This window comes from Prevotella melaninogenica ATCC 25845, assembly GCF_000144405.1.
Classification (GTDB): Bacteria; Bacteroidota; Bacteroidia; order Bacteroidales; family Bacteroidaceae; genus Prevotella; species Prevotella melaninogenica.
The window spans coordinates 1,125,691-1,142,173 of the sequence record NC_014371.1; the positions used below are offsets into that span (position 1 = coordinate 1,125,691).

Below are 16,483 nucleotides of genomic sequence, written 5' to 3' on the forward strand. Positions count from 1 at the left end.
AATGTAAGGAAACGATTTAGCCCCATTAGCCAAAGAAGTCTAATGGGGCATATAATCATTATCTCAATTTTGTTTGTAAACTCATTGCTTAATAAAAACTTGTTCACTTGTCAACTCGTTAAACTTGTTCACTTGTCAACTCGTTCACTTGTCAACTCATATAACTTGTTTACTCGTAAACTTGTTCACTCGTCAACTTGCTCAACTAAACAGTTTCTTAAAGTTCTCGAAGATAGAGCGTTTAGTGCTGTTATCACCACGGAAGTTTTCGCTTTGGCGTAAGTCTTCGATGATTTTCTTCTCCTCTTTATTCAACTCCTTTGGAACGTAAATACTGATGTGAACCACTAAATCGCCAGTACCGCTGCCATAACCTTGTACGGCTGGAAGACCCTTACCACGTAGGCGGAGCGTCTTACCTGGCTGTGTTCCTGGTTCAATCTTAATCTTTACATTGCTGCCATCAATGGTTGGGATATCCACCTGACCTCCTAAGGCAGCTGTTGGGAAATCGAGCAAGAGATTATAGATGACGTTCTGTCCGTCACGAATGAAGGTGTCGTTAGGTTCCTCCTCGATATATACTTGGATATTACCAGCCACACCATTGTGTCTACCAGCATTACCCTTACCCGGAACATTGACCACCATACCTTCAGCAACACCCGCTGGTATGTTGATTTCAACGACTTCCTCGCCCTTTACAACGCCTTCACCATGACAGTGAGTACACTTGTTCTTAATGATAGTTCCCTCACCATTACATACGTGACAGGTTGTCTGGGTCTGCATCATACCAAAGATACTCTGCTGTGTACGGATTTCAACACCCGAACCATGACAGTTCTGGCAAGTCTCTGTTCCGCTACCCTCCTCAGCACCAGTGCCGTGGCAGTGTTCGCAAGGAATGTCTTTACGCACCTTAAACTTCTTGGTAACGCCCGTAGCAACCTCTTGTAACGACAGACGAACCTTTAAACGAAGGTCAGAGCCACGGTACTTAGGGGCTTGATGACCGCCACCTCCGAAGCCGCCAAATCCTCCGCCATGTCCGCCGAACACATCGCCAAACATAGAGAAGATATCGTCCATAGAGAAACCACCGCCTCCACCGAAGGGACCACCACCACCAAAGCCACCGCCAGGAGCATCGAAACCAAACTGGTCATACTGTTGGCGTTTCTGTGGATCGTGCAGTACATCATAAGCCTCAGCAGCCTCTTTAAACTTTGCTTCAGCCTCAGGGTCATCCGGATTACGGTCAGGATGATACTTAATCGCAAGTTTTCTGTATGCTTTCTTTATTTCGTCTTCAGAGGCATTCTTGCTGACACCTAACACCTCATAGTAATCTCTTTTTGCCATTCTTCCTTATGAAATTATTGTCCGACAGCAACCTTTGCGTGACGGATAACCTTGTCATTGAGCGTATAACCAGTCTGTACACAATCGATAACCTTGCCCTTCTTGTCATCGCCCATACCAGGAACCATAGCGATAGCCTCATGGTAATCGACATCGAAGTCAGCATTATCGGTCTCAATCTTGTTAACACCGAGTGTCTCCAAGGCCTTCAAAAACTTCTTATAGATAAGTTCATAACCTTCTTTAATTGCCTGTGGGTCCTCTGTCTTATCGGCAGTAGCACGCTCAAAGTCGTCAAGGATAGGCAGAATAGCAGCTACAGTCTTCTCACTTCCGTTGAGAATCAGTTCTGACTTCTCCTTCAGTGTACGTTTCTTGTAGTTCTCAAATTCGGCAACCAAACGGATATACTTGTCTTTCCACTGCTCAGCATCGTTCTGTGCAGCTACCAATGGGTCAAGTTCTTCCTCTGCAGGAGTCTCCTCTCCGTTAGCATCTTCCGCCTGTGCTTCAGCGTAGTTCTGGGTTGTTTCTTCGTTATTCAACTCCAGCTCTTCGCCTTCAATCTTTATATTTTTCTCTTTCTTACTCATAATTTTATTGCACTATTTGTCATGGCATACCCTTGCAAATAGTATGCCATGTTTTGACAATCTTAGTACATTCCTGCTTTTTGCTCCTTAATCTGCTCGTCGTGGATATAGTCATCGTAGCTCATCAGCTTGTCGATGGTACCCTTTGGAGTCAACTCAATGATACGATCAGCAACGGTGTTAATAAACTCATGGTCGTGTGAACTGAAGAGGATATTACCCTTGAAGCCAATCAGGTTGTTATTAAACGCCTGAATACTCTCCAAGTCAAGGTGGTTAGTTGGCGTATCAAGAATCAAGCAGTTGGCATTCTGAAGCTGCATACGTGCAATCATACAACGCATCTTCTCACCTCCAGAGAGTACGTTCACCTTCTTCTCAACCTCTTCCTGCTTGAACAACATACGACCCAAGAAGCCCTTCATAGCCACTTCGTTACCTGGACCGAACTGTGACAACCAGTCAACGAGGTTCAAATCGCAATCGAAGAACTCGGTATTATCCAATGGGAGATAAGCCGTAGTGATTGTCACACCCCAATTATATGTACCAGCATCAGGCTCTCGATTACCATTGATAATCTCGAAGAGCGCAGTCATAGCCTTTGAGTTGCGAGAGAGAAAGACTACCTTCTGTCCCTTCTCAATATTGAAGTTCACATTATCGAAGAGTACTGTTCCGTCCTCATCAACAGCCTTCAAGTTCTCAACCTCAAGAATCTGGTTACCTGGTTCGCGCTCCATAGAGAAGATAATACCCGGATATTTACGGCTTGATGGACGAATCTCCTCTACGTTCAGACGCTCCAACATCTTCTTACGTGATGTTGTCTGCTTACTCTTAGCAACATTGGCAGAGAATCGGCGGATGAATTCCTCCAACTGCTTCTTCTTCTCCTCAGCCTTCATCTTCTGGTTCTGAGCCTGACGTAAAGCCAACTGTGAACTCTCATACCAGAACGAGTAGTTACCAGCAAAGACGGTTACCTTACCGAAGTCGATATCGATTGTCTGTGTGCTGACAGAATCGAGGAAGTGACGGTCGTGCGATACAACCAATACAGTCTGATGTTCATCAATCTCACCGAGATAATCCTCTAACCATTCAACGGTCTCAAGGTCGAGGTCGTTGGTAGGCTCATCGAGCAACAAGTTCTCTGGCTTACCAAAGAGAGCCTTAGCCAACATCACACGTACCTTCTCAGTATTTGAGAGTTGTGACATCTGCTTCTCATGCAATTCCTCCTTAACGCCAAGGTTCTGGAGCAACTGTGCAGCATTGCTTTCAGCCTCCCATCCATTCATCTCAGCAAACTTCAACTCTAAGTCGGCAGCACGATTACCATCCTCCTCAGTCATCTCTGGCTTAGCATAAAGTTCCTCACGCTCTTTCATGTTCTGCCAAAGTGCATCATGTCCCATGAGGACTGTGTCCATTACCTTATACTCATCATATTTGAAGTGGTCCTGTTCCAATACCGACAGACGCTCACCTGGTCCTAACTCTACTGTTCCCTTGTTTGGCTCTAAGTCGCCAGAAATGGCACGAAGCAAGGTTGATTTACCAGCACCATTGGCACCAATGACTCCGTAAATATTACCTGGTGTAAACTTTAAGTTAACGTCCTTGTATAGAACTCTCTTGCCAAATTGGATAGCAAGGTTTGAAAGTGTAATCATCTTTTTCTAATACCTTATTATATAATAATTTGGCTGCAAAGTTACGATTTTTATTTCAAACGACAAAGAAACAAGTAGAACTTAACTTTGAACTTTGAACATTGAACATTGAACTTTATGATATGTACCTTTACTAACTACGAATTTCGCTAATTACGCTAATGCTTATTACGATATAATTCGTGTCATTCGCGTAATTCGTAGTCGGTAAAAATTCGCGTAGATAACGATTGAAAAATCATTACATAATCTCGAATAAAACAGCTATAGATAAGGATAAAAACACAGATAAAAAGCAAGTCTGCAATCAACAGAAAATCAGTCAGTTATAAGTTTGCAACATAAAAGGTGCTTAATTGGACTTCAAAAGGGCGTTAGTAAGGGTCTTAAAGGGCATCTTTTGCAAGTCAATTAGGCGTCTTTAAGAAGCTTAAAGAGCATGTATTGGTTTTGAGTTGCACAAAAATAGTTTACAAATATCAATGAGCATAAGAATCATTTGCTTGTAGAAAAAGGATAGACATAGTATATATTTGCTTTTAACTTGTAGTTTATCCCGCATTGTAAGGTCGCCTCATTAAGGATACTCATACCCTACAAGTGTATAAGTCTTTATTCTATTTCTAATCAATGCCCTTAACTTCAGACCCTTTTTAGCCTCATAACTTCGTATTCTCACTACTTATAAGAGCTTGTTAGTCATAAAGAAAGCAAGTGAAAAAATAAAAAAAGTGAGGGCTGTTTTAATTAAAATCTTGCGAGATTGAAATTATTTCAGTAATTTTGCAACCAATAAAATTAAAATTGATTACTAAAAGGATGTAAGTTTGGGGATAAATATAATTAAGAACGAACAAAGCCTTGATATTAGATAATAAGGTAAAAAGAGCAGTGTGAAACTGCATAAAGTTCTTCAATTAGGATAACAGAATAAGGATTAAAAACCAGTTCAATATCACCCATATACTCCCACTTTTAAAGAGTGAGTGTAAACATTTTTACGTCCTACAAATTAAGAATAAGGATAATAAAATAAGTAAATAAATAGCATTTTATACCATAAGTTATGAAACAGAATAAGATTAAGATAGGTTATCAAGCACCCTATACAGAAGTAATTGTTATCAATAACGAAACTTTACTTGCAGAGAATTCATTTCCTGGTCAGCATAGACCGGGTAATCACAAGAAAGGTCCTAATGCTAATAATGCAAAACAAGCACTTGAGTGGCTTGAGGTTGGTGATGAGGCTTCGTCAAGTAATGAACATACTTCATTGTGGGAAGATTAATCAAAAGAGAGTTTTAATTAAATAAGTAATAAGCAAAAAAGACTATATTAATAATGAGAAAACAGACTTTTAAGGTGCGCCTGCTATCATTAATAGCATTGTGTGGCATTGTAATGGTGTTTGCGTCTTGCTCTAATGAAGATGTAGCACAAAGCACTGTAGAAACAAACACTGAAAAGAATAGCAACCTTACTTCATTCGTGACAGGTGCTGCTGCAACACGTACATCACTCAACTATGACAACGGTGCTTTCTTCTGGGAGGCTGGTGATCATATCTATGTAAAGGACGACAATGGAACATGGCAGAAGAGTCGCAATGCTCCAACAGAGAAGACTGCCAGCTTTAAGTTTATGGTTCCTGGTAAATACACTAACAGCACAACTTATAAGGTATATTACCCTGGTAAGAATGGTCTTAACAACAACGTAACAATCTCTGGCACACAGAGTCAGGCACAGCCTAATAGCACCACACATATTGGTGAGGCAGGTGATTGTGGAACTGCAGATGCAACACGTAATGGCGGTGTGTTTAATTTCCGTCTCGATCACCAGGCTGCTATCCTCGTATTCCAGCCTTTTACAAACAACACAGCTGTAAAGAACTGTTACCTTACAAAGATAGAAGTAGAATCAGATAATGATATCACAGATACCTACACGCTTGATACCACAACGGGCGAATTGACGGGTACTGGTAGCGGTAAGACTATTACAATGACAACAAAGGGTAGCGGCTCTTATGCAAATGGTTTCTCTTTGAATACCAGCACAGCAGATGTAAAAACCAATGGTGCCTATGTTGTTATTCGTCCAGGTACACACGCCTTGACTGTTCGTTATTGGATCAAGGACTATGTAACAAACGTTGAGGGTGCGATTACTAAGACGTATGATTCGTTCAAATATGAGAAGAACGACTACTATGATATGACTGCCGATATCAATGTAACGGATTATGACGGTAGTAAGTATTACATGTGGGATGCACAGAAGAATTACTGGAATGGCCATGAGTGGAACTCAGCTAACCCTTGGCAGCCTGTGCTTGCAAACAAAAGCAATCCAAATTACCCAGTTTCTGGTAGTAGCTACTTTCATAGGACTGGAGGATTCGGCCGTGAGGATGCTATGAACTCTTCTTGTAAGAATTTGCCTAATGCTAATGAGCTGGGATGGTATGTAAAGAATGGTGATCCACGTTGGGATGATGATAAACTGTGGACAGCAATGGGACACTTATATAAGGGTGGTATATGGCTCCGCAATAAAGCATATATCAACTTGATAACATCGTTCAATTCTGATCAAGGTCCAAGCTATCTGGATATGCGCGATAATTATGCAAGATTTGAAGTGACTCCTATTCAAGGTGCTCCTGTAGGTTATTTTGCAAGTAGATACTTCTTTTTACCTGCTTTGGGTAAATATAGTGACGGTTATTTGTCAAAAATTGGAGAGAGAGGATTTTATTGGTCATCAAGTGCTTCTCCAGTTGACGAAACCTGGGCATACTCGTTGGAATTTAGCAAGAGTCAGGTCATTGTAAGCCCTACATCAAGTAATGATGGATATTACATAGGTACTTTTGAGTAACTTGCATTCTCATTCCTCTCTTTAAGAAACTTTCCTTCTTAAAGTTGCAGGTTAAGTAGATATAATCTTGCCAACGCTCGTACAGCGTTGAGCTGTCTTCGGACAACTCAGTGAAGTGCGATTCGTTGGCAAGTTTTTGTTTTATATCGTCTCATATAGCTCCGTAATATGTATATATGTGCGGCGTGGTCGTATTTATAAACACTGATATACGGATAAGAACTCCGTTCGATTAATTGGGGAATCTGATTCTTAAGTTGTGAAATATGCATAAGTTTGCATATTAAGATATAAAGAAGTTTTTAAGCTTTCGTATAAAAAAGCTTGCAAGTTATATGCTTTTTAACATGGTTTCGTAGCTACTCACCCACCCTTTTACTGATTAAGTCAATTCTGATATTGACATTTTAAGATAAAAGAATTTAAGTTAATCCCATCCTCATAACCTGCATATTTATTACATAGGAAAGTCGTAGCACTTTACTACTATCTTGATGAGAGAAAAGGTAAGCCTTTTATATCTCTTTTTAAACCAGCTTCTTACCCTAAGTAGCACCCGAAAAGTATATTTTTTACACTTTACAAACCAACTTCTTATGCTTAAAGGGGTTAAGCCTTGTTTCCTCGCTTAACTTATGTTGTATTTTGGTTGTGTTTTTTAGTTAGAATTTTTGCTTTTAAAAGTCTATTTAACACCGAATTTTACGTAATTTAAGAATGTCAGATTCGTAAATCTTTATTAGTTATTTTTATCAATAGAAATCTAATTGTGTATACGTTTTTTGTATATCTTTGCTTCGTCAAACTTTATGTTACACTTAAAAAAATGCGTTTAGTATATCTGGATTTTGCGTATAATACCTCTTATATATAAGGAGAGATTTTCGTAAGTTAACTTGCTATATCTTGTTACATCTTCAGATAGAACTTGACTCGAAAAAATGTATATATATAAAACCTATTATTCATAAAAATTAAAATTGAAATAACCAAAAAACAAAAATGTATATGAAGAATTATTTGAAACCGTACACAGCGTGTACAAAAGTTGAGAGTGAAGGTTACTTGTTAGCAGGAACCGGTAGTGCAGGAAATGGTGGTTTCACTTCTGGTGGCGGTAATCAAGGTGGTGGTAATCAAGGTGGTGAAAACAAAGGAGGTGGCGGATGTAATGATTGTGATAACACAAAAAATCATACTAAGTCTGCTCCAAGTTCAGTAACAAATGGATTCTTTTTCAGTTCTGGCGGCGAATAAAAAGCATTTGTTGATTAATTACTAAAAACTTAAAAACATGATTACTAAAAGTCTTTACTCTATATTGCTTAGTGTAGCATTTCTTGGTCTCGCATCTTGTTCGTCTGAAAATAATGACGAGCATTCTGAACTTGTAGGTACATCAACTCGTTCGTTTGTTGTGAAACAGGAGACTGCTCCTTTGACACGTACAAACGTATCACTAACGAATGGAATTACATGGAATGCTGGCGACCGTCTCTTTGCCTATAATGTAACAAAACCTCAAGGATATGATCAGTTAACCGCTATCAGTGATGGTGAGAGATCTGATCTTAAGGGTGACATCCATTGGAAAGAAGGAGATGAATTAGCCCTTTTCTATCCATTTAGACATGTTTATAGAGAGAACATGGGCAAAGTTGATTTGGGCTTATCAGAGAATACGCTCTATCATAAGGGCGAACTTGTTGTACGTAGACAGAACGGAACAGTTGAGAATTTCAGATATTTCGATTATGCTTGGGGCAAGTTGAAGAATATCAAGGAAGCTGGTAAGGATATATGGGCTGACTTCAAGTTGGAACGCCAGTATTCTGTTTTATGCCTTAAGGTACTTTATGAAGGTCAGCCGGTGACAGATATGAAGCAACTTACAATCAAGAATGTCTACAATGAGGCTACTTTCGACCTTGCTATAGGTAAGATGACTTATGAGCAGCCTAAAGGTGAGCTGAAGATAACTGCTGACACTCCATTAGAGACTTTCTATGTTGCTCTTTTCCCAGATGCCAACTTCACTCCGTCTTACATTATCGAAACTGTTAATGGAAAGAAGTTCTATGCAACAGTTACCGAACCACTAAATTATCAGCCTGCAAAATACTATGAGTATACTGTTCATGTTACGACAACTCCATGTCCAAGTCCAAGTCCATGCATTGACATTGACGGAACAAAGTGGGGAAAATACAACTTGCAGTATGAGCCTTGCACGAATTTAGAGGGTTGGGTTCCTGGTTACAGACTTGCTAAGCAGGCTTGGGATTACTTCTATACCAATTCTGATCCATTCAATCTCTATCCAGACTTCCTCCCACGTGCCTTCAACACCTCTGCTTTCGACCATTTCCGTTGGGGTAGCATTGCAGCAGCAAACAACTACAGCTACAGCTACTCACGTTATTATTCATATCATATGGGTAATCTTCAGGCTGTAATTCAGAACAGATGCTATGGCGACCTTGCTTACTATGCTTCTAATGGTAAGTTCATGATGCCTACAAAGGCTGACTTCGATAACCTGATGGCAAAGACGGGTGAGTATGTTGGTTATTATCAAGACGGCTGTAACATCATCGTCGGTGTGCTCTTCGACCCAACCGTTCCTGCTTGCAAGAAGGGTAAGGTACTCGATAAGAACGGCCATATCATTGGTAACACAAACCGTCCAAATGGTATCTATGTGGGTAAATACTACGAGCATAACACACGTATGAAGAAGTTCTCTAAGGAGGATATCGATAAGGGTGTGTTCTTCCCATTCGCTGGTGCTTACACCGAGTATAACGACGGTGCGCCACGTCTTCAGCGTCCAGGTGGTCAGGCTTACTACTGGACTTCTGACGCTAACCGCTGCAACTACGCACAGGCAACAGCTTTCTCAGCTTACTACATGAACAATGGCTGGCTCTATCCAGGTACTGTTAACGGCAGCGGAAGTGGTAACAACCCTAAGTACAACATGTATAACATCCGTCCTCTATGCGTTAGCAGTGATTCAAAGACAAAGCAAAATAATCAGACTAAGCAAAGCTACCAAACCAAGAAGGGATGGTAGGAGATATGAAAGTTGACGAGTAAACGAGTAAACAAGTTAACGAGTTGACGAGTAAACAAGTTAAATGATAACGAGGGTATGCAAGTTAACAAGTTGACAAGTTAACGAGTTGACGAGTAAACAAGTTATATGATAGCAAGTTGATGAGTTGTAATAAACTTATCAACTTGCTTTTTTTAATTCTTCAAAAACTATTACTCAAAGCACAAAATTAACTACGAATTAAGCGAATGTCACGAATTACATCGCAATAATATTAGCATAATTAGAGAAATTCGTAGTCATTCATAGTTCTAAGCATAAAGCTAACTACGAATTACACGAATGTCACGAATTACATCGCAATAATATTAGCATAATTAGAGAAATTCGTAGTCATTCATAGTTCTAAGCATAAAGCTAACTACGAATTACACGAATGTCACGAATTACATCGCAATAATATTAGCGTAATTAGAGAAATTCGTAGTCATTCATAGTTCTAAGTATAAAGTTAACTACGAATTACACGAATGTCACGAATAAGTAAGCTATAATGATTCGTGTCATTAGAGAAATTCGTAGTCATTAAACGTACAAATCATAAAGTTCAATGCTCAAACCTCAAAGTTCAAAGTTAATTGTTCAAAGTTCAAAAATGATTAGAGAAATTCGTAGTCTATAAGTTTATTTTTTGTTTGCTGTCACTTTTAACATTTGAGCGAACCAACTCTCCTTCAGCATATTACAATCATCTGAAGCCTGACAGCAGTGACAGCAACTTCAAAAGTCAGTTGGTTAGAGTCTATTCCTATAAGAATTAATTGAGCTTAAAACACCTCGTCCAAGAACTCCTCCATTATACTATCCATAATCCAAAAGATATTCTTTCGAGTAGCATGACCCATTAGCAGTACGTCAAGAAGCCAGCTTTGTCTTGTGCCAATCAGTCTTCAAGAATGTCTATAAGTTCTGATATGCTTGGTAAAGAATTGTTCTTTGCAAATATAAAATATTCTTGTGAGTTACGCAAGAGGAAACTCTTATCCTTTGAACATTGAACTCTGAACTTTATGATTTGTGTTTAACCTTTGAGCAATATCGGTAATCATAATTATGAATTGTGAATTATGAATTGTGAATTAATTTTGAAAAGGTGGTTAATTGGACTTCAAAAGGGCATTAATAAGGGTTCAAAAGGGCACCTTTTAGAAGCAAAAAGAGCATGAATTGAAAGCCAATTCATGCTCTTTTTATTTTTAAGACTTGATTTTTATTTACAATATGGAGGTAGTGAAAGGGGAAAAGCAGAATATTATATTAGGCAAAGAAGTAAGTGTAAACGGTGTTGTCTTAACTCCTTTAACTCCATTTAATTCCTTAACTCCACATCCTTTCCTCCTTAACTCCACATCAATCCTATGAGTCAGCGGTGTTGTCTTAACTCCTTTAACTCCATTTAACTCCTTAACTCCACATCAAATCCTCCTTAACTCCTCATCACTCCTTCTTCGTCCGAATCTTGTAGCCTGCGAGTCCGTAGTAAAGGATGAAGAGGAAACAAGGGACGCTGACCCAGTAAGAGGTTTGGAAAGAGGTGCAATCCTGCACGACACCACGCAACCAAGGCATCACAGCACCACCGGCAATCGCCATGGTCAGCAGTGAAGCACCAGACTTAGTGAACTTGCCAAGGTCTGCCATTGCCAAAGGCCACAATGCTGGCCACATCAAAGAACAGCCTAACGCCATCAAGAAGATGCAATAAACGGAGATAACGGGGTCTGGCACAACGGCAACAGCCACACTACCAACGAGGGCAATGATAGCGCAGATGCGCATTGCAGCAGCCTGAGAGAGGTAACGTGGGATGAAGATTACACCACAGATATAACCCACAATCATACCCACTGAAGGGATAAATCCGTAGTTATCACCCTCCAAACCTAATGACTGTGCATAACCTGTTGCCGTAGCGAGCGAGATGGTCTCTACACCAACATAGAGGAAGAGTGCCAAACAGCCCAACAACAAGTGTGGGAACTGCAGAATACTTGTCTTACCGTCAGCATATGAACTGACTGCTGCCTCGTCGCCACACTCACTCTCATCCTCACCTGCAGCCTTCACGTCTGGCAGTGGAGCCATCAATGCGATAACACCCAAGAGCAAAAAGATACCGATAATGATGGTGAATGGCATGTAAAGATCGGTGAGTTGCGTATCGCCAATACCCTTACCAATCACCAAAGTAATGAAGAGTGTCGTCACTGGCCAAGCCAACTTATTACTGATACCCATGCAAGAGATACGACGTGCTGCCGAATCCATCGGACCAAGAATCGTTACATATGGATTGACAGATGCCTGTAAAACGGCATTGGCTGCACCACTGACGAAACTCGCAATGAGGAACCATGTCAGTGAGTTCTGCTTCGCTGCGAGGATAAAAAGTCCAAAGGCTGCTGCGAAGATAGCGAACGACAAAGCCATCGTACGCTTATAACCGATTGCCTTAATGCAATGGGTTGCAGGAATACCGAACAAGAGGAACGGTATGAAAGTCGCTGCAAGCAACAAACTTGAAGCCGCACCAGAGATGTGCATAGACTTCTCTAATACTGGCATCAGATAAGAGTTGATACCCAAGGCAAAGCCAATAGAGAAGAAGAATAAGCCGATAATGGCTAAAGGAAATAGGTAGTTAGTTTTTTGTTTCATAATAAAGATATTTTTTATTTACTACTTCATAACAAGGTTTTTATGCTTTCACTCCTCCTTCAGAGAGGACTTCTGTGAGCTTACTAAGGCTCCGCACCAATGGTGTTTACCATCAACACGCCATGTGCTAAGCCTCCGCACACTCTTTGAAAACGGAAAGAAGTGTGCTTTATTATAGCTTTGGCTTACTTTATTATCGCTCCATACATGGGGGAAGGATATTTTTAGTCAACCATTATAATTGCCATTTTGAAATATAAAGGCGCACGAGGCACCCATTCCTTAGAATGAAGAATACCACGTGCGCCCCTACCCTACAGTCAAATCATAGGCACTGAAGACTGCAAGGCGTTAGTTAGCATGAACCTTTCCACTCTGAATATAGAATCCTTTGGCAGGAGGTTCAGGAAGTCTACGACCAGAGAGGTCGTAGACTTGTGCCATTGTTGTCGCTGAGTTTACTACGGCAGAGATTCCGTTTGCGGTATCATCTGCCGTTTCCGAAAAAGGGATGAAACGCACGATGTTTGAGTAGGTTTTACCTTTCTGTATCTCATACTTTGATAATGGACCAGGACCGCAAGACTTGTTACCAAGACCCTGCTGAATAGCATCAAAGTGTGCTACGACACGATTAGATGTTGGCAACTCCCATTCGTGGCGTGCTGTGCGCAATTCTGCCTCTGTCCAAGGGGTCAGAGAGAAGGCAACATCGCCCGATGTCTCTACCTTCACACCATTGCCCTCGTTGTTTGTGAGGGTGAGCCAACGTAGTCCAATGCGGTTGCCGTTGCTCTGTGGGTGTGCGAAAGGCTCATACATATCCTTGACTGTCGTCTCATAGATACCGAAGTCTTCGCCATCGAGGCGGTCGATATAGCTTGCGCGAGGACCACGTGCATAGTAGCTTACCTTTGACATATCGCTTGGGAAGTTCAGACTAAAGCCTAAACGTCTTGCGCCATTGCCCTGTGCCTCAAAGGAGCTGGCGAGGTCTATCGTACCGTTTGCATTGATCGTGTACTTATAAGTAGCCTTACCATAGTTGCCGTTCTGCGTAACATTCACGGTTGCCGTCTTACCATCGTCAGAGAGTTGGAAGGTAGCTGTCTGCGACTTCACGCCATTATCGGTAGGATCATTACCATAAGCCTCCATCGGGTTATCGTTTTCTATCCAACGATAGCGGTCGAAACGTGGACCCTCATTCTGTACAAAGAGGTCTTTACCCTCGTATGCCCAAAGGGTAATATTGCCCTGTCCGTCGAATGTTACTTTCTGCTTACCGTTCGCATAGGTATAACCACCATCGCTATTCTTCGTTGCGTGAAGAGCATCAGCCTTTGTGTTATCAACCTTATCGAGGACCTCTGTGCGCTGTGCCAACTGCTGTTGGAACTCAGCAACAGGATAGTCACGGTCGCACCAGTTCGTTGCCTCCTTCGTATAAAGTCCGATATTGAGGAAGAGTTCCTTACCTGCAAAGGCTGTAGGGTTATACTTCAAGTCAACGGTTTCAGTACCACCAGCAGCGCAATTCAGCTTCTTAACGATACCATCCTGTACAGGCTTACCGTCAGCAAGGAGGGTCCACTTAAGATAGAACTGGTTGAGATTGCGGTCAAGATACTTATTCGTCAACTTCACCTGATGGGTGTCTTTATTCAGATTGAAGCCCACCCACTGGTAAACACGCTTCACCTCGTCAAGCTCAGCACTCCATGCACGATCGGCATTGACAAGTCCGTTGTTAACGAAGTTATACTGATGAGGACCCGGACAGTCATATCCTGTGATATAAGCAGGGAATCCATTCTTTGTCAATTGGTTGTTTTTAATCGCATCATAAGAGTAGATACTCTGATCAACCCAGTCCCAGATACATCCACCAACACCCATCAGAGAGCCTTCCATAGCCTCCCAGTACTCACGCAGGTTGCCCACAGCATTACCCATAGCATGGGCATACTCGCACATGAAGTAAGGTTTACCCGTACTTGGATGGTTAGCATCTGAGGTAACAGGACCTGTCGTCCCACCACGTGAATGGTCAACTGCAGGATACATAACAGAATGGAGATCAGTGCCCTCAGCATTATCACGCGTTGATCCCTCATAGTGGATATAACGGTTATCAAGTTCTTTCACAGCGTTGTAAGCTGCCATGATGTTCAGACCAGAGCCACTCTCGTTACCCAAACTCCAGAAGACAACACTCGGATGGTTGCGGTCGCGGAGCGTATTACGTACGTTACGGTCAACGATAGCACCTGTCCAATCCGTGTTATTGATGATTGTCTTTACACCATCCCAGTTCTTGTGAAGCTCCATATCAGCCTCATCAACAACGAAGAGACCATAGTAATCGAACATTGCCATCATCTTTGCATGACGTGGATAGTGGCTGGTACGAACCGTATTCATGTTAGACTGCTTCATCATTGCTATGTCTTTTAACATAAGGTCAGTGCTGATACTGCGACCATGCAATGGGTCAGTGTCCTGTGTGTTAGCACCCTTGAGGTAAGTACGACGGCCGTTCACCTCAAGATAACCCTTACTAAGGTCAATCTTTCTGAAGCCATATTTAGTAGAGAAAGCCTCCTCTTCCTTGCCGTCTTGCGACTGGCTGAAGGTGAAGGTGTAGAGGGTTGGGGTCTCAGCAGACCATAGTTTCACGTTAGAGAGTGTTCCGAAGTCAACTGTCTGTGTCTTCAAGCTATCGCCAGCAGCAAAGACAAAGTCAGACTTCAGCTTCTTCACTTCCTTACCCGATGGGTCGAAGAGCGTTACGGTTACGGTCTTCTTCGCTGCAGTCTTATCGCGATTGCATACGGTAAGGTCTACAGATGTAGCCGCACTACCCGTAGCAACGGTAGTAGAACCCGGTGTAACAGTAGCCTTAATATAATGATCTGCCAAGTAAGTCTTTGGTGTAGCCACAAGGTAAACATCACGATGAATACCACTCATGTGCCACATATCCTGACCCTCAAGATAAGAGCCATCGCTCCAACGAATCACCTGTACGGCAACATTATTCTTACCAGTGCGGAGGTATTTAGTAATGTCAAACTCGCTGACATTGTTTGCTCCTTCTGTATAACCCACTTCATTGCCATTCACATAAACGTAAGCAGCAGAGTAGATACCATCAAAATGGAGGAAGACACGCTTATTCTCCCAGCCTGCAGGCAGAGTGAAATCACGACGATAAGAACCCACAGAGTTCTTCAAACCAGCCTTCATACGAACGTAAGGCTGCTGATCTTCAAACGGATAGTCTACATTCACATACATTGGCAGACCATAACCATTCATCTCTAAACAAGAAGGAACAGTGATATCGTTCCACGCAGAGCCTTCAGTACTTACGCCATCGCCCCAGAAGTCGTCCTTACCGAGCAAGACAGGCTTAGCTCCCTCACTCCAACGCAACTTCCATGTACCGTTCAGACTAAGATAGTTTGCACCTGTTGGGTCCAACCAAGGCTTGTCATAACGCTGACCATCAGCCTTCATAGCCTTCGTTGATGGATAAGGCATATAGGTGGCATGCGCACGCTCCTTGTTACGCTCATAGACCTTCGCATTCTCCCAGTCGGCACCCTCAGGAATAACCACTGCAGGCACTTCCTTGAACTGTAGCGTAGCAGCTGATGCCTCACTGTTCTCATAACCACAGTAATATCCGTCGACAGAAGAGATAGAACCAAAGGTTACATAATAAGTCTGACCATTCCTTGCAGACACTGCACTCAACTTATAACCACTGCCTTTCTTAGTGATATAAATCTGTTGATTAGGATTGGCGATGCTCTGTGTCCACATACAAGGGTAGCCAGAGACTTTCTTTGTGTCGTTGAGTGCCATGTCGAAAGCCAACTCGCCGTCGCCATTTACCAACTGATAGCAGTCCTGCTTACCGCTCACAGCAACGAGTTTCCACTTCTGTGCATCGTTGCCTTCAGCATAAGCAAGGAACGCAAGACCCGTGTCCCTTAACCATGAATACTTGTAGGGAGTAAGTACATTCTTGGTGTCTTGCCCTACTGAGATTAAATAGGTCTTACCGTGTTCAGGCTTCGCACCCCATGTGCCAGCCCTTAGCACGGATGGTGCTAACGCCAGTAAGGATACGAGAAGACCAATGTTTCTGATTGATTTCATATGAATGAAAG

Annotated in this window: 9 protein-coding genes; 4 read left to right on the forward strand and 5 right to left on the reverse strand. The window is 41.9% G+C overall.

What is annotated here, in order from left to right:
- Window positions 1-201 precede the first annotated feature (201 nt).
- The 3 genes from dnaJ to HMPREF0659_RS11390 form a co-directional block, all read right to left on the reverse strand.
- The gene (gene dnaJ / locus HMPREF0659_RS11380) at window positions 202-1,365 is read right to left on the reverse strand and encodes a molecular chaperone DnaJ (RefSeq protein ID WP_013265883.1); all 1,164 of its coding nucleotides are present in this window, start codon (window positions 1,363-1,365) and stop codon (window positions 202-204) included.
- 14 nt (window positions 1,366-1,379) lie between these two features.
- On the reverse strand, window positions 1,380-1,958 hold the full coding sequence (locus HMPREF0659_RS11385; protein ID WP_013265787.1) for a nucleotide exchange factor GrpE: 579 nt from the start codon (window positions 1,956-1,958) through the stop codon (window positions 1,380-1,382).
- Between the two features lie 62 nt (window positions 1,959-2,020).
- Window positions 2,021-3,637: an ABC-F family ATP-binding cassette domain-containing protein gene (locus HMPREF0659_RS11390; protein WP_013265699.1), complete on the reverse strand. Its 1,617-nt coding sequence runs from the start codon at window positions 3,635-3,637 to the stop codon at window positions 2,021-2,023.
- 1,066 nt (window positions 3,638-4,703) lie between these two features.
- On the opposite strand from HMPREF0659_RS11390, the gene HMPREF0659_RS11395 reads away from it, so the two are divergent.
- The 4 genes from HMPREF0659_RS11395 (at window position 4,704) to HMPREF0659_RS11410 (ending at window position 9,602) form a co-directional block, all read left to right on the forward strand.
- Entirely contained in the window at window positions 4,704-4,928 is a 225-nt protein-coding gene (locus HMPREF0659_RS11395; RefSeq protein ID WP_052299148.1) for a hypothetical protein, read from the forward strand.
- 53 nt (window positions 4,929-4,981) lie between these two features.
- A complete protein-coding gene (locus HMPREF0659_RS11400; protein WP_013265809.1) occupies window positions 4,982-6,526 on the forward strand; it encodes a hypothetical protein in 1,545 nt (514 codons plus the stop codon).
- 1,008 nt (window positions 6,527-7,534) lie between these two features.
- Window positions 7,535-7,783: a hypothetical protein gene (locus HMPREF0659_RS12820; RefSeq protein ID WP_174254489.1), complete on the forward strand. Its 249-nt coding sequence runs from the start codon at window positions 7,535-7,537 to the stop codon at window positions 7,781-7,783.
- A gap of 37 nt (window positions 7,784-7,820) precedes the next feature.
- A complete protein-coding gene (locus HMPREF0659_RS11410) occupies window positions 7,821-9,602 on the forward strand; it encodes a fimbrillin family protein (RefSeq protein WP_013265130.1) in 1,782 nt (593 codons plus the stop codon).
- Between the two features lie 1,479 nt (window positions 9,603-11,081).
- Here the strand turns inward: HMPREF0659_RS11410 and HMPREF0659_RS11415 are convergent.
- Window positions 11,082-12,302 carry an MFS transporter gene (locus HMPREF0659_RS11415; RefSeq protein ID WP_013265297.1) on the reverse strand — a complete coding sequence of 407 codons (1,221 nt, stop codon included), beginning with the start codon at window positions 12,300-12,302 and terminating at the stop codon, window positions 11,082-11,084.
- Window positions 12,303-12,653: 351 nt separating this feature from the next.
- Complete coding sequence (locus HMPREF0659_RS11420) at window positions 12,654-16,472, reverse strand: glycoside hydrolase family 2 TIM barrel-domain containing protein (protein ID WP_081439560.1); 3,819 nt, start codon at window positions 16,470-16,472, stop codon at window positions 12,654-12,656.
- Window positions 16,473-16,483 lie beyond the last annotated feature (11 nt).